The sequence below is a fragment of the Paracoccaceae bacterium genome (genome assembly GCA_012103375.1).
Taxonomy (GTDB): Bacteria; Pseudomonadota; Alphaproteobacteria; order Rhodobacterales; family Rhodobacteraceae; genus WLWX01.
This window is the reverse complement of the sequence record WLWX01000001.1, coordinates 2,499,885-2,518,134: the sequence shown is the minus strand read 5'-3', so window position 1 is coordinate 2,518,134 and position 18,250 is coordinate 2,499,885. Positions and strand designations below refer to the sequence as shown.

Annotated in this window: 12 protein-coding genes and 1 pseudogene; 12 read left to right on the top strand and 1 reads right to left on the bottom strand. The window is 59.1% G+C overall.

Annotated elements, in window-relative coordinates:
• Nucleotides 1-149: 149 nt before the first annotated feature.
• The 9 genes and pseudogenes from GKR99_12850 (at nt 150) to hemN (ending at nt 13,665) form a co-directional block, all read left to right on the top strand.
• Nucleotides 150-1,556 (top strand): MFS transporter, encoded by a 1,407-nt coding sequence (locus GKR99_12850; GenBank protein NKB28387.1) that lies wholly within the window; start codon nt 150-152, stop codon nt 1,554-1,556.
• A 50-nt stretch (nt 1,557-1,606) separates the two neighbouring features.
• The gene (locus GKR99_12845) at nt 1,607-3,229 is read left to right on the top strand and encodes an antiporter (protein ID NKB28386.1); all 1,623 of its coding nucleotides are present in this window, start codon (nt 1,607-1,609) and stop codon (nt 3,227-3,229) included.
• Between the two features lie 66 nt (nt 3,230-3,295).
• The gene (locus GKR99_12840) at nt 3,296-7,036 is read left to right on the top strand and encodes a nitrate reductase subunit alpha (protein ID NKB28385.1); all 3,741 of its coding nucleotides are present in this window, start codon (nt 3,296-3,298) and stop codon (nt 7,034-7,036) included.
• Nucleotides 7,033-8,556 (top strand): nitrate reductase subunit beta, encoded by a 1,524-nt coding sequence (gene narH / locus GKR99_12835; GenBank protein NKB28384.1) that lies wholly within the window; start codon nt 7,033-7,035, stop codon nt 8,554-8,556. The genes GKR99_12840 and narH overlap by 4 nt, the downstream gene beginning before the upstream one ends.
• 1 nt (nt 8,557) lies before the next feature.
• Nucleotides 8,558-9,262: pseudogene (gene narJ, locus GKR99_12830) on the top strand (nitrate reductase molybdenum cofactor assembly chaperone).
• A gap of 14 nt (nt 9,263-9,276) precedes the next feature.
• Nucleotides 9,277-10,026, top strand: a complete 750-nt coding sequence (gene narI / locus GKR99_12825; GenBank protein ID NKB28383.1) for a respiratory nitrate reductase subunit gamma — start codon at nt 9,277-9,279, stop codon at nt 10,024-10,026.
• 5 nt (nt 10,027-10,031) lie between these two features.
• Nucleotides 10,032-10,787 carry a peptidase gene (locus tag GKR99_12820; GenBank protein ID NKB28382.1) on the top strand — a complete coding sequence of 252 codons (756 nt, stop codon included), beginning with the start codon at nt 10,032-10,034 and terminating at the stop codon, nt 10,785-10,787.
• Between the two features lie 465 nt (nt 10,788-11,252).
• Nucleotides 11,253-11,855 (top strand): carbonic anhydrase, encoded by a 603-nt coding sequence (locus GKR99_12815; protein ID NKB28381.1) that lies wholly within the window; start codon nt 11,253-11,255, stop codon nt 11,853-11,855.
• 460 nt (nt 11,856-12,315) lie between these two features.
• Nucleotides 12,316-13,665 carry an oxygen-independent coproporphyrinogen III oxidase gene (hemN, locus tag GKR99_12810; protein NKB28380.1) on the top strand — a complete coding sequence of 450 codons (1,350 nt, stop codon included), beginning with the start codon at nt 12,316-12,318 and terminating at the stop codon, nt 13,663-13,665.
• A 108-nt stretch (nt 13,666-13,773) separates the two neighbouring features.
• Here hemN and GKR99_12805 read toward each other — a convergent pair whose 3' ends face one another.
• Entirely contained in the window at nt 13,774-14,679 is a 906-nt protein-coding gene (locus tag GKR99_12805; protein ID NKB28379.1) for a LysR family transcriptional regulator, read from the bottom strand.
• Nucleotides 14,680-14,904: 225 nt separating this feature from the next.
• Here GKR99_12805 and GKR99_12800 point away from each other — a divergent pair, with 225 nt between their 5' ends.
• The 3 genes from GKR99_12800 (at nt 14,905) to GKR99_12790 (ending at nt 18,077) form a co-directional block, all read left to right on the top strand.
• Nucleotides 14,905-15,870, top strand: coding sequence for a glycine/betaine ABC transporter substrate-binding protein (locus tag GKR99_12800; protein NKB28378.1), 966 nt, complete (start codon nt 14,905-14,907; stop codon nt 15,868-15,870).
• Between the two features lie 66 nt (nt 15,871-15,936).
• The gene (locus GKR99_12795; protein ID NKB28377.1) at nt 15,937-17,001 is read left to right on the top strand and encodes an ABC transporter permease subunit; all 1,065 of its coding nucleotides are present in this window, start codon (nt 15,937-15,939) and stop codon (nt 16,999-17,001) included.
• 11 nt (nt 17,002-17,012) lie between these two features.
• On the top strand, nt 17,013-18,077 hold the full coding sequence (locus GKR99_12790) for an ATP-binding cassette domain-containing protein (protein ID NKB28376.1): 1,065 nt from the start codon (nt 17,013-17,015) through the stop codon (nt 18,075-18,077).
• Nucleotides 18,078-18,250: the final 173 nt, after the last annotated feature.

The following is an 18,250-nucleotide window of genomic DNA, read 5'->3' as shown; positions in this document are numbered from 1 at the left end:
CCGCCTGACATATGTTTGTAACCCGTTTATTTTGCTGCATTTTTTCCGATCAATTGATTCAGATCAACCGGCCCTTCGGTCGCCGGACGCACATCCATTCCAACACGAAAGCAGCCGCCCCAAGGCTGCAAACTGTCGGAGGGACCGCGATGGAGCATCAGAACAAGGCCACAGTGCTGTGGTCAAATTTCCTGAACGTGAAGATGGTGCAGATCAGAACCTTCCACATGACGTGGTTTGCGTTCTTTTCGTGCTTTTTTGCCTGGTTCGGCATCGCCCCCCTGATGAGTGTTGTGCGAAACGAACTGAACCTGACGCCCGATCAGATCGGCTGGGCCATCATCGGATCGGTTTCGATGACGATTTTCGCGCGGCTGTTCATTGGCTGGCTGTGTGACCGGATCGGACCCCGCAAATCCTATACCTGGCTGCTGATCCTCGGGTCGCTGCCGGTGATGGGCATTGGTCTGGCTCAGACGTTCGAAACCTTCCTGCTGTTCCGGGTTCTGATCGGCTGTATCGGCGCGTCTTTCGTCATCACTCAATACCATACGTCGGTGATGTTCGCGCCCAACGTGGTCGGGCAGGCCAACGCCACCTCGGCCGGTTGGGGCAATCTGGGTGGTGGTGTTACGCAATTCGTCATGCCGCTGCTGTTTTCGGTCATGGTCGTGGGCTTCGGCTTTTCCGAGGCGATCGGCTGGCGCCTGTCGATGGTCGTGGTCGGGGTGATCATCTTCCTGACCGGCATCGGATACTACTTCCTGACGCAGGATGCGCCCGACGGCAATTTTGACGACCTGCGCGCGCAGGGGCGCATGGAGGAAAAGAAGAACGTCACCGGAAACTACATGCACGCCTTGAAGGACCCAAGGGTTTGGGTTCTGTTCGTGATCTACGGCGCGTGTTTCGGGATCGAACTGACGGTCAACAACGTCGCGGCCCTCTATTTCATGGACTACTTCGACCTGACGCTGGTGACGGCGGGGTTCGTTGCGGCCTCTTTCGGGCTGATGAACCTGTTTGCGCGCACATTGGGCGGCATCTTTGGCGACAACTTCGGTTCGCTCTGGGGTTTGAAGGGGCGGGCATTCTGGTTGTTTATCTGCCTGTTCTTTGAAGGCTGCGCGCTGATGCTGTTCAGCCAGATGCAGGTGCTGTTCCTGGCGCTGCCATCGCTGATCGTCTTTTCACTGTTCACCCAGATGGCCGAGGGGGCGACCTATTCCGTCGTGCCGTTCATCAACAAGAAGGCCCTGGGCGCCGTTGCGGGCGTGGTCGGGGCGGGCGGAAACGCTGGCGCGGTTCTGGCCGGTTTCCTGTTCAAGAACGTCATCGACTGGTCCGACGCGTTCCTGATCCTTGGCGTCGTCGTCACCTGCGCGTCGTTCCTGGCCTTCTTCGTCCGGTTCTCGACCCGTCAGGAAGACGAGGAGCGCGCGAATTTCGCCGCCGCCAATATCGAGACTTTGCGCGCGCGCAGCCAAGGCCAATGCCGCGCTGGAAGAAGGGCTGTCGGCGATCTCGGCAAGGGACGGCAGCGCAAAACCGGCTGAATGACATATCGGCGGGCCAGCCCGGCCCGCCACAACCCTCATCCAGGAGAATGCGTGTGGGACAAGATCTGAGGAACTGGAACATCGAGGATGACGCCTATTGGTCATCGACCGGGCGGGCGATTGCAACGCGCAACCTGTGGATTTCGATCCCGTCGCTGCTGTGCGGATTTGCGGTCTGGCTGTACTGGGGGATCATCACCGTCCAGATGCTGAACCTCGGCTTCGCGTTCGAGAAATCCGATCTGTTCACGCTGGGCGCCATCGCGGGTTTGACCGGGGCAACTTTGCGCATCCCCTCGACCTTCTTCATCCGCATCGCGGGCGGGCGCAATACCATCGTCTTCACCACCGCCCTGCTGATCATTCCAGCGGCTGGCGCGGGGCTTGCGTTGCAGGACCCGGATACGCCGCTGTGGTATTTCCAGATCCTGGCGTTCCTGTCGGGGATCGGCGGGGGCAATTTCTCATCCTCGATGTCGAACATCAGTTTCTTCTACCCGAAGAAAATCCAGGGCTATGCGCTGGGGATGAACGCGGGTCTGGGCAACTTCGGCGTGACCACCATGCAGATCCTGATCCCGCTGGTGATGACATTCGGCCTGTTTGGCGGCGAAAGCCGTACGCTGGTCAACACCTCTGGCACATTGATCGGGAAAATCCCCGCGGGAACCGAGACCTATATTCAGAACGCGGGCCTGATCTGGCTGGTGTTCCTGATCCCGCTGGCCATCATCGGCTGGTTCGGCATGAACAATATCCGGGATGAACATGTCTCGCCCAATATCCCGAACCCGATCGGAGCGTTCGCAACGATCACCGGGATGCTGCTAATCGGCTTTGTCACGGCGGCGATTGGCTTGTGGTTGCTTTTGCCGACAACGGCTTCCGGGCTCCCAACCTCGGGCATCGGTCTGTCGAAATGGATCGTGTTGCCCATCGTCATCGCGCTGACCGTGCTGGGCCTGAAGATGATCCCCGGCGCCGTCGGGCAGAACCTGGGCCGTCAGTACCGGATCTTCGGCAACAAACACACCTGGGCGATGACGGTGATCTATACCATGACCTTCGGGTCGTTCATCGGCTATTCGGCGGCACTGGCGCTGACCATCAAGGTCGTATTCGGCTTCAGCCATGTCCCGGTTGAGGGCGTCATGACCCACGATATGGTCAATCCGAACGGGCCATCGGCCCTGATGTTCGCTTGGATGGGGCCATTCATCGGCGCCCTGATCCGCCCGATTGGCGGCATGATGGCGGACAAGCTGGGCGGAGCAAGGGTCACGCAATGGATCTCTATCGTGATGGTCGCCTCGGCCCTTGGCGTCGCCTACTTCATCCAGGCGGCCTATGCCTCGGCCACGCCCGAGCAGTATTTCTATCCATTCCTCGGGCTGTTCCTGATCCTGTTCGCCGCCACCGGAATCGGCAACGGATCGACCTTCCGCACCATCGCCGTGGTGTTTGACAAGGAACAGGCGGGCCCCGCCCTGGGCTGGACTGCGGCGGTTGCGGCTTATGGCGCGTTCATCATCCCGAAGGTGTTCGGCGAACAGCTGAAGGCAGGCCACCCCGAATACGCGCTTTACGGGTTTGCGATCTTCTATGCGGTCTGCATCGCCATCAACTGGTGGTTCTACCTGCGGCCCAATGCCTACGTGAAAAACCCCTGATCCAGACGCCAGCCTGTCCCGGCCAATCGGCGCCGGGGCAGGGCATTTTCACCCGGAGACACTGACATGAGCCACCTCCTCGACAGATTGAACTTCCTCCAGTCAAACGAACTGGAAACATTCTCGGACGGGCATGGGCACGTGACCCGTGAAAACCGCGATTGGGAAGACACTTATCGCAATCGCTGGCGGCACGATAAAGTTGTCCGTTCGACCCATGGGGTAAACTGCACAGGCTCTTGCAGTTGGAAGATCTACGTCAAATCCGGGATCGTGACCTGGGAAACCCAGCAAACGGATTACCCGCGCACCCGCGCCGACCTGCCGAACCATGAACCGCGCGGCTGTGCGCGAGGCGCGAGCTACAGTTGGTACCTTTACAGTGCGAACCGGGTGAAGAACCCGCTGGTACGGGGGCGGCTGATGAAAGTCTGGCGCAAACTGCGCGAGACGTTGGAGCCGATCGAGGCCTGGACCAAGCTGCAATCTGACCCGATCCTGCGCGCGTCCTATGTTGAAACCCGCGGCAAAGGCGGCTTCGTGCGCGCAACCTGGGACGAAGCGACCGAGATCACCGCCGCCGCCAATGCCTATACCGCAAAAACCTATGGTCCTGACCGGGTGTTCGGCTTTTCGCCGATCCCGGCCATGTCGATGGTCAGCTATGCCGCCGGGTCGCGCTACCTAAGCCTGATGGGCGGTGTCTGCATGTCATTCTATGATTGGTACTGCGATCTGCCGCCAGCGTCCCCGATGACATGGGGCGAGCAAACGGATGTTCCCGAAAGCGCCGACTGGTACAACTCGGGCTATCTGTTGTTGTGGGGGTCAAACGTGCCGCAGACACGGACCCCCGACGCGCATTTCTATACCGAGGCACGCTATAAAGGCACAAGATCCGCCGTCATCTGCCCGGATTATTCCGAGGCCGCGAAATTCGGCGATGTCTGGCTGAATGCAAAACAGGGCACGGATGCAGCGCTGGCGATGGCCTTCGGCCACGTGATCCTGCGCGAATTTCATCTGGATCGGCAGGCCGAGTATTTTGAGGATTACACCCGCAAGTACTCAGATTTTCCGATGCTGGTGCGACTGGACGAAAAGGACGGGCGCTTTGTGCCGGGCCGGTTCCTGCGCGCCGATGATCTGGACGACAAACTGGGCGAGGCGAATAACCCGGAATGGAAGACCGTCGCCTATGATGAGCTTTCGGACAGCCTGGTCGCGCCGAACGGATCAATCGGCTACCGCTGGGGCGAAGACGGAGAGTGGAACCTGGAGGAACGCGCCTGCGATTCCACGACCCGGCTGAAGATGTCGCTGGTTCTGGAAGAAGATCAGGACTCGGTCATCGGCGTCGATTTCCCCTATTTCGGTGGCGAGGCGGTCGGGCAGTTCAAGACCGACGCCACGCACCCCGACATTCTGACCCGCAGCGTCCCGGTCAAGAAAATCAAAACCGCCGGGGGTGAGATTGCAGTCGCGACGGTATTTGACCTGTTCTGCGCCAACTATGGGCTGGACCGGGGATTGGGCGGCGACTGGGTGACCAGCGATTATTCCGACGACATGCCCGGAACGCCCGCCTGGGCGGAAAAGATCACCGGGGTTCCTGCGGACAAGATCATCCACGTCGCGCGCGGATTTGCCGACAACGCCGAAAAGACCAAAGGCAAGTCGATGATCATCATCGGTGCGGCGATGAACCACTGGTTCCACATGGATATGAACTATCGCGGTGTCATCAACATGCTGGTGATGTGCGGCTGCGTCGGGCAATCGGGCGGCGGCTGGGCGCATTACGTGGGGCAGGAAAAGCTGCGCCCGCAAACCGGCTGGCAACCGCTGGCCTTCGCGCTGGACTGGAACCGCCCGCCACGGCACATGAACTCAACCTCCGCCTGGTATGCACATACGGATCAGTGGCGTTACGAGACGCTGAAGGCAGACGAGATTCTGTCACCAACTGCGCCCGAGGGCGATTGGGACATCAGCCTGATAGACTATAACATCCGGGCCGAACGCATGGGCTGGCTGCCCTCGGCGCCGCAGCTGAAAACCAACCCGTTGGACGTCGCAAAGGCCGCCGCAGATGCGGGCAAAGAGGTTCCGGCCTATGTGGCCGAAAATCTGAAATCAGGTGATCTGGAAATGGCCTGCGAAGACCCGGACAACCCGGCCAACTGGCCGCGCAACCTGTTTGTGTGGCGCTCGAACCTGCTGGGATCATCGGGCAAGGGGCATGAATACTTCCTCAAGCATCTGCTGGGCACCGATCATGGCGTCATGGGCAAGGATCTGGGCGAAGACGGCGGACAATTGCCCAAAGAGGCCAGGTGGCATGATGAGGCGCCACGCGGAAAGCTTGATCTGCTGGTGACCATCGACTTTCGCATGTCCACCACAGCGGTTTATTCGGACATCGTTCTGCCAACGGCCAGTTGGTACGAAAAGGACGACATGAACACGTCCGACATGCACCCGTTCATCCACCCGTTACAGGCGGCGGTTGATCCGGCTTATGAAAGCAAATCGGACTGGGAAATCTTCAAGGCGATCGCGAAGAAGTTTCAAGAGATCGCTCCGGGGTATCTGGGCAAGGAAACCGACATTGTCGCGCTTCCGATCCTGCATGACACCCCTGCCGAGATTGCTCAGGATCAGGTCAAGGACTGGAAGAAGGGTGAATGCGATCTGATCCCCGGCAAGACCGCCCCGGCCTTTGTGGCGGTCGAACGGGACTATTCCGCGATCTATGACCGGTTCACGGCCCTTGGGCCGATGCTGGACAAGCTGGGCAATGGCGGCAAGGGGATCACCTGGAACACCCAGGACGAGATTGACAATCTTGCAGCACTGAATGGCGTTCAACTGGACGGGGCGGCGGCGGGCAGGCCGAAGATCGAAACCGCGATTGATGCCTGCGAAGTGATCCTGATGCTGGCGCCCGAAACCAACGGCAACGTGGCCGTGAAAGCCTGGGAAGCGCTGGAGAAAGCCACCGGACGCGATCACGCGCATCTGGCCGAGGGTGAGCATGGTAACAAGATCCGCTTCCACGACATCGCCGCCCAGCCGCGCAAAATCATCTCGTCGCCGACATGGTCGGGCATCGAAAGTGACAAGGTCAGCTATAACGCCGGCTATACCAACGTGCACGAGCTGATCCCTTGGCGCACGCTGACGGGGCGGCAACAGCTTTATCAGGATCACCTTTGGATGCGTGCGTTTGGCGAAGGCCTCATGTCGTATCGCCCGCCGGTCGACCTCAAGACGATCACGGCGGATGTGCAGGATGCGGGCGATACCCTGGTCCTGAACTTCATAACCCCGCACCAGAAATGGGGCATCCATTCGACCTATACCGACAACCTGCTGATGCTGACGCTGAACCGGGGCGGCCCTGTGGTCTGGTTGAGTGAGAATGACGCCAAATCCGTCGGCATCGCCGACAATGACTGGGTCGAAGCCTATAACATCAACGGTGCGCTGACTGCGCGGGCTGTGGTCAGCCAGCGGATCAAGGATGGCACCGTCTTCATGTATCACGCGCAGGAAAAGATCGTGAATACGCCGGGGTCCGAAAAGACCGGAAACCGGGGCGGCATCCACAACTCGGTCACCCGCGCAACGCTGAAGCCGACGCATATGATCGGCGGCTATGCGCAGCAATCTTACGGCTTCAACTATTACGGAACCGTCGGGTCGAACCGGGACGAATTCGTCGTCGTTCGAAAAATGAACAAGGTCGATTGGCTTGATGCCGAAAAGGCCTGGCAACCCACCAAAGAGGAGGCAGCGACATGAGAATCCGCGCGCAAATCGGCATGGTGCTGAACCTCGACAAATGTATCGGCTGCCACACCTGTTCTGTCACCTGCAAGAACGTCTGGACCAGCCGGGACGGCGTCGAATACGCATGGTTCAACAACGTCGAAACCAAACCCGGCACCGGGTATCCGACCGATTGGGAAAACCAGGCGCGCTGGAAAGGCGGGTGGGAGCGGACGAAATCCGGCAAGCTCCAACCCCGGCAGGGCGCAAAATGGCGCATCCTGTCCAACATCTTCGCCAACCCCAACATGCCCGAGATCGACGATTATTATGAACCCTTCGATTTCGACTATGACCATCTGAAATCCGCGCCCGAACTGGAGGCGTTCCCGACGGCGCGCCCACGCTCAAAAATCACCGGAGAGCGGATTCAGAAGATCGAAAAGGGCCCCAACTGGGAGGAGATTCTGGGCGGCGAATTCTCCAAACGTTCAGAGGACTACAATTTTGAGGGGATCGAAAAGCAGATCTACGGGGAATACGAAAACACCTTCATGATGTATCTGCCCCGGCTGTGCGAACACTGCCTCAATCCAACATGCGTCTCGTCCTGCCCGTCCGGCGCGATTTATAAGCGCGAAGAAGACGGCATCGTGCTGATCGACCAGGAAAAATGCCGCGGCTGGCGGATGTGCGTCAGCGGCTGCCCTTACAAGAAGGTCTATTACAACTGGTCGACCGGTAAATCCGAGAAATGCACCCTGTGTTACCCCCGGATCGAAAGCGGCAATCCCACCGTCTGTTCGGAAACCTGCGTCGGGCGCATCCGCTATCTGGGCGTCATGCTCTACGATGCCGACAAGATCGAAGAAGCCGCCAATATGGAGGACACGCAAGACCTCTATGACGCGCAGCTGGGCGTGTTCCTTGATCCCAATGATCCGGTGGTGATCGAAACCGCGCGAGCCGATGGCATTCCCGAAGACTGGATTAAGGGCGCGCAGGAAAGCCCGATCTGGAAGATGGCGATGGAATGGAAAGTCGCCTTCCCGCTGCACCCGGAATACCGCACCCTACCGATGGTCTGGTACATCCCGCCGCTGTCACCGATCCAGAACGCCGCCGAGGCGGGCGCGATCGGGACCGAGGCCGGGATGCCCGACGTCAGGAACCTGCGCATACCGGTTCGTTACCTTGCCAATATGCTGACGGCGGGGGACGAAGCGCCGGTGATCAGCGCGCTGGAACGAATGCTGGCGATGCGATCCTACATGCGCTCCAAAACGGTCGAAGGCGTGATCGACGAAGGCATTGCGGCCCGCGTCGGGCTGTCGGGCCGGGTGATCGAGGACATGTACAAAATCATGGCCCTTGCGGATTACGAAGACCGTTTCGTGATCCCGACGACGCACCGCGAACAGGTGGAAGACGCCTATGACCTGCGGGGCGGCTGCGGCTTCACCGATAGTAACGGTTGTTCCACCGGCACCTCCAAAGGGTCGCTGTTCGGTGGCTCCAGCAAACCGCTCAAGATGCCGACGGAGGTACAATAGCATGGACCGCACCCTCAAATCGCTATCGCTGATCCTCAGCTATCCGACTCGCGAGTTGCAGCACGCGATGCCCGAGATCGGCGCCGTTCTGGTGTCAGACAGCCGGTTGACGGCAGCGGCCCGGCGGGCGCTGCGCCCGCTGGTCGATGATCTGGCGCAGCGCGACATTTATGCGTTGCAGGAAACCTATGTCATGCTGTTTGATCGGTCGCGCACCCTGTCGCTGAACCTGTTCGAACATGTGCATGGCGAAAGCCGGGACCGCGGCGGCGCGATGGTGTCGCTGGTGGAAACCTACAGGGCAGGTGGGTTTGATCCGGCCACCTCGGAACTGCCGGATCATCTGCCGGTGCTGCTGGAATTTCTGGCAACCCGGCCATTTGGCGAGGCACAGGAAACTCTGGCAGATGCGGCCCATATCTTTGATGCGCTGAAAACGCGGTTGACCCGCCGCGAAAGCAGCTATGGGGCCGTGTTTGCCAGCCTTTTACAACTCGCCGGGGCCAGACCCGACAAGGAGGCTGTCGCCGAGATGCTGGCGTAGCCCGACGACGATCCAACCGACCTGGAGGCACTGGATGAGGTCTGGGAGGATTGCGAAGTGCTGTTCGGTCCTGATCCAAACGCCGGATGCCCGCAGGTGCGTGAGATGCTGTCGCAGATGGATATCCCCGTCACCCCCGCACCCCAACACGCCGCAGAATAAGAGAAGGAAAAGACATGTTCTGGAACTTCGACATTGACTATTTCATCTTCGGGATCATGCCCTACATCGCGCTGACCGTGCTGATTGTCGGCAGCATTGCGCGGTATGAGCGTGATCCGTTCACCTGGAAATCCTCGTCCAGTCAGCTGTTGCGCCGCAAGCAACTGGTCTGGGGCTCGATCCTGTTTCATGTCGGGATTATCACGGTGTTCGGGGGCCATCTGATCGGCCTGTTCACACCGATTGCCGTGCTTGACGCGCTTGGCATCCCCCATACCCTGAAACAATGGATGGCCGTGGTTCTGGGCGGCACGGCGGGGATCATCGCACTGATCGGGGCCACGATGCTGATCCACCGCCGCGTGTTCGATCCACGCATCTGGCGGCACACCAGCTTTGCGGACATCGGCATTCTGGTGCTGATCTGGCTGCAACTTCTGATTGGCCTAGGGACGATCTTCCTGACGTTGCAGCATATGGACGGCGCGGAAATGGTCCGCTTCATGACCTGGTCGCAAAGCGTGATCGTGCTGAACCTGAATGCCTGGGCGATGGTCGTGGATGTGCACTGGCTTTACAAAACGCACATCTTTCTGGGCCTGCTGATCACCATGCTGTTCCCGTTCACGCGGCTGGTACACATGATCTCGGGCTTTGCAGCACCGTTCCGGTTCCTGCTGCGCCCGGGCTATCAGGTGGTCCGCTCGCGCCGGCAAACGGCGCTGCCCAAGCGGCGCGATCCCAAAACCACACCAGCGGAGTGATCGCCATGCACGCAGGTTTGTTCCCCGACCTCATCATCAACGGAGAGGTGGTGCCCCATGACCAGGTCGCCGCCGAAACGCAGAACCACGAAGCGCCCAAAGGCAAACCCGGCATTGCCTGGCGCAAGGCCGCGAACGCGGTCGCGATCCGCACGCTTCTGTTGCAGGAATCCCGTTCGCGCGGATTGGTCCCCCAGTGTCAGGAGGTTGCCCCGGGCCGCTTTGAAACAGAAGAAGAGGCGCTGATCCGGGGCCTGCTGGAACAGGAGGTCGCGGTCGCGCAACCGCCCGACTCTGATATCCGGGCTGAGTGGGCGCGCGATCCAACACGCTTTCGCACGCCACCCTTGTGGGAGGTTTCGCATATCCTGTGCGCCTGCGATCCGCGCGATGACGCCGGGCGTGACAAAGCGCTGATCCGGGCCAAAACCATTGCTGGCATGGCCGCGAATGATCCCAAGGGATTCGCGACATTGGCAGCACGCGAAAGCGATTGCGGTTCCAAGTCGTCGGGCGGCGCGCTTGGGCAGCTTGGCCCCGGTGATACAGTGCCCGAGTTCGAAGCCGCATTGCGCAGCCTGACAGAGGGCGACATCACGGCCGAGCCGGTTTTGACCCGCCATGGCTATCACGTCATCCGGCTGGATGCGCTTGCGCAAGGCAGGGTCCTGACGTTCGAGGCTGTTCGCCCCAGGATTGCTGAAGCCATGGAAAAGGCCACATGGGCCGATTGTGTTGAAAAACTCCGTTTTAGGGCCTGAACGATGATTTTTCTTTCCATGCAGCCCGATCCTAAATTTTTGGCGCGGGGGTCGGCCCAAATCGCCTACATGCGCTCACGCGCAGCCATGCGCTGTCTCGTGGTCAAAGCTTTCCGACTATTTCGCTTCATAGGTTTTCGCAAGAAATCCGCGACGCTCTGATTTCGGAGTTTTTCAACACAATCGGCCAAAACCGCGCGCGCCTTTGTCGACCGATTGATCGGGGCGGCGGATATTCAAGGCGCCGATTTCAACATCGCCTGAGCATGGGGGGACCTTGACCATGGCACAGGAAATAAAGCGATTGGCGCTGACCGGGCCGGTTGGTTCATCTGAAGGCGTTATTCTGGAAAACGCGCTTGCCCCGCGGATTGCGAACACCCGCCCAAATGGCGCGGGTCATGCAGCCGTTCGGTTTCAATTGCCGACCCGCCACCCCCTCGATCCAATGCGTGCGGCATCCCGGTGTTAGCCGACATTCTGGCCCGAAACGCGCAGTGGTCCGCAAACAGGAACGCGCAGGAACCGGGGTATTTCGCCCGGCTGGCAACCCGCCAATCGCCCGAGTTCTTCTGGATCGGCTGTTCGGACAGCCGCGTTCCGGCCAATGTCGTCGCGGGCCTCGACCCCGGTGAGGTCTTCGTACATCGCAACGTCGCCAACGTGATCCATTCAAGCGACATGAACATGCTGTCGGCGCTGGAATTTGCCGTCGATGCGCTGAGTATCCGTGAAATCATCGTATGCGGACACTATGGCTGTGGCGGAGTTGCCGCAGCAACGCAGGACCTGCCGCATGGGCTGGCGGATCATTGGCTGGAGCCGATCCGACGGCTTGCGCGGGCCTATGCACTCGACCTTGCGCGGACGGATACGGAAGAGGCGCTGCGCGACCGGCTTGCCGAACTCAACGTCGCCGAAGGGGTGCGCCGCGTTGCCGAAACACCGATTATTCAGCGTGCCTGGCAAAACGGCGTCGGCATTCGGGTTCACGGGTTGATCTATGGGCTGATTGTGTTGAAAAACTCCGAAATCAGAGCGTCGCGGATTTCTTGCGAAAACCTATGAAGCGAAATAGTCGGAAAGCTTTGACCACGAGACAGCGCATGGCTGCGCGTGAGCGCATGTAGGCGATTTGGGCCGACCCCCGCGCCAAAAATTTAGGATCGGGCTGCATGGAAAGAAAAATCATCGTTCAGGCCCTAAAACGGAGTTTTTCAACACAATCGGCTGAAAGACGGGCTGCTGCGCGATCTGGATTGCACGCTGGGTCCGGGCCATTTCCTGCAAGGGTCCGACTGAGGCCGGGGCGGGCAATGGCAGACCCCACCAACAGCTTGCGTGATGCCAAAGGGGCCGCGTCCGGGCCTGATCTGGATCAACTGCCCTATGGCATCTCTGGGTCACAAGTGGCCTATGAACGGGGCCTCCTGCTGCACACGCGGGATCGCGGTGCGGGTAGGGGGCTTGCGATAAACAACTAACACGCCGTTGATCAGATCGACGGCGGACAGATTTTGGGACGGCAATGACCGACAGATACCATTCCTACCTGGGCCGCAACGTTCCCCGCTATACCAGCTATCCGACCGCACCGCATTTTTCCCAATCGGTCGGCGACCGGGATTACGCGGCGTGGCTGGCGGATCTGGACGTGGACGCGGCGATATCCCTCTACCTCCATGTTCCGTTTTGTCGACAGCTTTGCTGGTACTGTGGCTGCAATATGAAGCTGGCAAAACGCGACGCCCCGGTTGCGCAATACGCCCGCACGCTTGTGCAGGAGGTTGACCTGCTGGCGTGGCACTTGCCCGGACGGATGACCATCTCGCACCTGCATTGGGGCGGTGGCACGCCCACGGCGCTGGTGCCCGAGGATCTGGCGCGGGCCATGGACGCGGTGCACCGCCGGTTCCGGGTTCTGCCCGATGCGGAGCTTGCCATCGAAAGTGACCCGCGCACCCTGACCAGCGCCATGATCAGCCGGATTGGGCAGTTGGGCTTCACTCGCGCAAGCTTTGGCGTGCAGGAATTCGATCCACGGGTACAGAAGGCGATCAACCGGATCCAACCGCCCGCGATGGTGCAGAAATCCGTCGACGGTCTGCGCGCCGCCGGGGTCGGGGGCATCAACTTCGACCTGATCTATGGCTTGCCGTATCAGAGCGTTGAAACCCTGCTGGGAACAATCAACATCTGCGCTGGCATGCGGCCTGACCGGATTGCCCTGTTCGGCTATGCGCATGTGCCCTGGATGGCCAAGAAACAACGGCTGATTGACGAAGCCGCCTTGCCCGGCCCAAGCGCACGCCTTGCCCAGGCCAATGCCGCCGCCGAGGCGCTGAAACAGGCCGGATATGTCGCCATCGGGCTGGATCACTTTGCCCTTCCATCGGACGCAATGGCCAAGGCCGCCAAGGCCGGTCATCTGAGGCGCAATTTCCAGGGCTATACCACCGACCGGGCCGAAACCATGCTGGGTGTCGGGGCAACGTCAATCGGGCAGACGCCGTCGGGCTATGTCCAGAACCTGTCGGAAACCGGTGCCTGGGCGCGCGCCGTTACGATGGGCCGATTGCCGGTCGGAAAGGGCATCGCCCTGACAGGGCAGGATCGTCTGCGCGGTTATGTCATCGAACAACTGATGTGTTCGGGCGCGGTGGACCTGGCCCAGGCCGCCCGTCGGTTCGAGGCACCCGGCAACTGGTATCGCATCCATGAAGCAAAGCTGGCCGAATTTGAGCGTGACGGCCTGATCACCCGACGCAACGACCAGATCACCGTTACCCCGCTGGGATTGCCGGTCGTGCGTGTCGTCGCGGCAACATTCGATGCTTATCTGGCCGAAGGCGCGGCACGCCACGCCGTCGCCGTCTGAAACACAACCGCAGGCCGCGCGTAGCCAGTGAGGGGACCGTGCCAGCGCTGAAATTGATGCACGAGATTGTCCCGTATCCGCATGGTCGCTCAGACATGACCTGCAATGCTATTTCTCTACGACCGCCAACCCCAGCTTTGACGCGACATCGGGCAGATGCGCCAAAAGAAAACCCTGGAATTCCCTGACGATTGGGCTGTGTGTCCGGCCCCCATGCATCAGCAGGCTGATTTCCCTGTCACAGGTCCTGTGCTCCATCGGAATCGCCACCAGAGGTTCCGCCAATTGGCGCGTCGCCAGCCCGGGCAAGACTGTGTACCCCAACCCTGACTGAACCATGGCAAACAAAGACGAGACATTTCGCGCAGAAAGCTTGCTGTCAGCATGCAACGCCTGAGCCATCGGAGAGTCTATGTCTTTGAGCGTTTCATTGGCGATCAGTTCTGATCCGTCCAGATCTTTCCAGCGCAATGGCCCGTCACTTGACGCCAGACGCGAACTTGAAAGACACACGACATGCAATCGATCCTTAAAAAGCGCCGTTTTTTGCAGCGCTTGTTCCGAAGGCGCCGGTCCGGCGATTCCCAGATCAGAATGCCCGCGTTCGATCATTTTATGGACACTCACGCTGTCGCTGTCTGTCACCTCAACCTCAGCACTGTGATGTCGCGCCATGAAATCGCGCAACAGATTTGGTAAAATCAACGCTGCGACAGATGGGACCGACGCAATCCGCAACCGCCCGGAATAGCCCTTGGCGTAGTCAGAGATAAGCTCCTGAAGCCGATCGTTTTCCCGCAACAACTCCTCGGCCCGGTCGCGCACATATCGACCCAGATTTGTAAGTTCCTTCTTTCGATCCGTCTCAAACAGGGCACCGCCCAACTGGCCTTCAAGCTGCGCAAGTTTCATCGACAGCGCGGATTGAGTGCGCCCAAGTTCTTCGGCGGCATCTTTCAGACCGCCATGGCGGCTGATCACAACGAATGCGCGAAGAAGGTCCAGTTTTATCATACGGCCATCACTTCAGAAAACCTGAAATTTCTTTCAATAGTATTCGATTGCTTGATGTACGGTCGCTTGAATAGATAATCAACAGCGGATTCTGACTCACATTCAAACTCGATGACATCAAGCAACTCCGTAGGGCATCGACATCGAAGGATTCAGAGTGCTGTAGCCGAACATCCAACCAAAAAAGGGCAGCTGCTGCCCCACGTTTACCAACAGGAGAATACCATGAAGAACGCACTATTAGCAGGCGCGCTTTGCACAATGCTCGCCCCAGGCGTCGCGATGGCAGACGAATGTGGTGACGTTTCCGTCGCCGATATGAACTGGGCATCCGGGGCAATCATCACCCGGATTACCGAATTTCTGATGGTTCAGGGCTATGGTTGTGACGTGACACTTGTGCCTTCGGCCACGACAACCTCGGTCGCATCGCTTGCGGAAAAAAATGAACCTGACGTCGTGCCGGAATTGTGGGTCAACTCTGCACCTCTGTTCCTGAAACTGGAAGCCGAAGGAAAGGCCCAGGTCGCCGCCAACGTCTTTTCAGACGGCGGCGTAGAAAATTGGTGGGTGCCGGATTACCTGGTCGAAGCGCACCCGGAGCTTGCGACGATCGAGGGCATTCTGGCCAACCCAGAACTGGTCGGCGGACGTTTCCACAATTGCCCGGACGGCTGGGGATGTCGGACTGCGAATGATAACCTGGTGCAGGCCTTTGATTTCGAAGGCAAGGGCATGGAGGTTTTCAACCACGGCTCTGGCGAAACGCTCGCCGCTGCGATGGCGTCAGCCTATGAAGCGAAAGAACCGTTCTTTGGGTATCAATATGGTCCGTCCGCTGTTCTGGGACGCTATAACATGGTTGCCGTCGATATGGGTCCGTACAACGCCGACATCCACGCCTGCAACCAGACGGCTGACTGCGCGACGCCCGGCATCTCGGCCTACCCATCAGCGCCGGTTCTGACCGTTGTGACAACTGACTTTGCGACCAATAAGCCCGACGTTTATGAGCTGGTCAAAAACATCAGCTTCACGTCAAATGACGTCAGCCGCCTGTTGGCCTGGCAGGAAGAAAACAGCGCGTCATATGAAGAGGCCGCCGTGTATTTCCTGACCCAGAACAAGGACACATGGATGGGTTGGGTGAATGAAAGTGCGGCTGAAAAGCTTGGCACCCTGTTCAACTAAACCAAAACAAGGCGGGGCGATCCCAAGCGGATCGCCCCTCTTACCCAGGGCGGGCAAAATCAACCTATGGCGACCTACGATTTTATCTTTGATTGGCTGGGCCTGAGGGACTGGTGCGGTGCCCGCGACACCGGTAGCGCCCCCATGACCATGGCAGAGCTGCTGGCAGGGGGCAAAAAGACCACCGTTGATGCCGGTGCGGGCCTCAGCCTTGGTGATGTTTGGAATGTTCCGCCGCCCTCTTTGGACAATCTGAACGAGGCTTGCCCGGCCATAGCGCGCACCCGTGACATGACCGAAGCGGTGGAATACGGCTTTATCGCGGGCAAAGACCCGCTGAATGTCGTTTTGGACCCAATGACTCAGCCGCTAAGCTGGCTTCTTGATGGTGCGCTGGCCCTGGCCGAGGCGACGCCTTGGTGGGTCACAATCATAGTGCTGTCGCTGGTGGTGTTCTGGGCGTCTCGGTCCTGGCGTCTTGTGTCCCGTGTGGCTGCAATTCTGTTTTTTCTGACCATCATCGATCACTTCGATTTTGCCATGCAGACCTTGTCGATAATCTTTGTCTGCGCCGCGCTGTGCGTTCTGTTTGGTGTGCCGATTGGCATTGCCATGTCGCGCAATGACAGGTTGCAAAAGATCATCATCCCGATCCTGGATATGCTGCAAACGCTGCCGACATTTGTGTATCTGATCCCGCTGATTTTCCTGTTCTCGGTCACAGAATCCAAGCTCTATGGGATTGCGATCATTCTTTACGCAATCGTGCCCGTCATTCGCCTGACTGATTTGGGCATTCGATTGGTTGACCGCGAAGTGATCGAGGCCGCAGACGCCTTCGGCATGACAAAGCGGCAAAAACTCTTCGGGGTGCAGATCCCGCTTGCCCTGCCCAACATCATGGCAGGTGTGAACCAAACGATCATGATGGCCCTTGCATTGGTCGTCATCGCATCGCTCGTGTCTGCGCCGGGTCTTGGTGTTCTGGTCCTTCGCGGCATTCGGAATTTGGAACTTGGGGTTGGTCTGGTCGCCGGTATGGGCATCGTCCTGATTGCGATCATGCTGGATCGCGTCACCAAAGAAGCCCTGGCGCGTGTGAATGCAGCCAACTCCGTTCAGCGACACTAAAGGACCGGGCGATGACCAAAGAGGCGAGCATCTCCGTCCGGGAGCTTTACAAGATTTTCGGGGCAAACCCGCAGCAAGCACTGGACCATGTCCGCGCTGGCATGGGAAAGACCGAGCTTATGGCCAGGCACAAGCAGGTTCTTGGCCTCAGGAATATCAACGTCGATATGCAGGGCAGTGAAATCACCGTAATCATGGGGCTTTCCGGGTCCGGAAAGTCGACACTGATCCGCCATTTCAATCGCTTGATCGAACCGACCGCGGGCGAAATCATAATCGATGGCGAAAATGTACTGGCCTATGACGAAGACCGCCTTCGCAAGATGCGCCGAACCCGCATGTCGATGGTCTTCCAGCACTTCGCGCTATTGCCGCACCGCTCGGTTCTGGACAACGCCGGCATGGCTCAGGCTGTGCGTGGAGTTGGCAAAAGTGACTACGAAAAAGACGCGGCAACCTGGCTGGACCGCGTCGGTCTGGGCGGGCAAGGTCATCAGTTTCCACACCAGTTGTCGGGCGGAATGCAACAGCGTGTTGGTATCGCGCGGGCGCTGACGTCAAATGCGCCGATCATGTTGATGGATGAGGCGTTTTCCGCACTCGACCCGCTTATTCGCACGGATATGCAGAACCTTCTTCTGGAACTTCAGACAGAGCTGCACAAAACCATCGTCTTCATCAGTCACGATCTGGATGAGGCGATGAAACTGGCCGATCATCTTGTTATCTTGAAAGACGGGGCGGTGGTCCTGCAAGGGGAGCCTCAGGAAATCCTGCTGCATCCCAACGATCCCTACATCGTGGACTTCATCAGTGACATAAATCGCGCCCGCGTGCTGCGCGCCCGATCCGTCATGCGGACCGGCGATGCCGAAGACCTGGGCGAGGTCAGCGGGCAAGTTGACGCCGACGCAACGCTGGAATCCGTCCTGTCAAAGTCCGGGGGCAACACCAAAGCGGTGTATCAGGTGATGAAGGGGGACACGCAGATCGGCCATTTGACGATGTCTGACCTGGTGGTGGCCCTGGTGCCAACCGACGCCTCAAAAGACGGCATCAGAACCACCGCGACATAGGCCCAAGGTCTGACCTGATCCCCTCGGTTTGCGCGCATCCGGTTTAACTCCGCCAAAGTTAAGGCCCTCCGTTGAGCGGATTGCGTTTTCCCACACTGTCAGGCCAGCCCACTGCGGCCTGAACAGGGCGAATGAAACCCTCGGATGACTGGACTGCGCCAATTCCTGTGCAG

Coding starts and splice junctions, on each gene's coding strand:
- GKR99_12850 (NKB28387.1), top strand. CDS start 150: ATGGAGCATCAGAACAAGGCCACAGTGCTGTGGTCAAATTTCCTGAAC.
- GKR99_12845 (NKB28386.1), top strand. CDS start 1,607: ATGCGTGTGGGACAAGATCTGAGGAACTGGAACATCGAGGATGACGCC.
- GKR99_12840 (NKB28385.1), top strand. CDS start 3,296: ATGAGCCACCTCCTCGACAGATTGAACTTCCTCCAGTCAAACGAACTG.
- narH (NKB28384.1), top strand. CDS start 7,033: ATGAGAATCCGCGCGCAAATCGGCATGGTGCTGAACCTCGACAAATGT.
- narI (NKB28383.1), top strand. CDS start 9,277: ATGTTCTGGAACTTCGACATTGACTATTTCATCTTCGGGATCATGCCC.
- GKR99_12820 (NKB28382.1), top strand. CDS start 10,032: ATGCACGCAGGTTTGTTCCCCGACCTCATCATCAACGGAGAGGTGGTG.
- hemN (NKB28380.1), top strand. CDS start 12,316: ATGACCGACAGATACCATTCCTACCTGGGCCGCAACGTTCCCCGCTAT.
- GKR99_12805 (NKB28379.1), bottom strand. CDS start 14,679: ATGATAAAACTGGACCTTCTTCGCGCATTCGTTGTGATCAGCCGCCAT.
- GKR99_12800 (NKB28378.1), top strand. CDS start 14,905: ATGAAGAACGCACTATTAGCAGGCGCGCTTTGCACAATGCTCGCCCCA.
- GKR99_12795 (NKB28377.1), top strand. CDS start 15,937: ATGGCGACCTACGATTTTATCTTTGATTGGCTGGGCCTGAGGGACTGG.
- GKR99_12790 (NKB28376.1), top strand. CDS start 17,013: ATGACCAAAGAGGCGAGCATCTCCGTCCGGGAGCTTTACAAGATTTTC.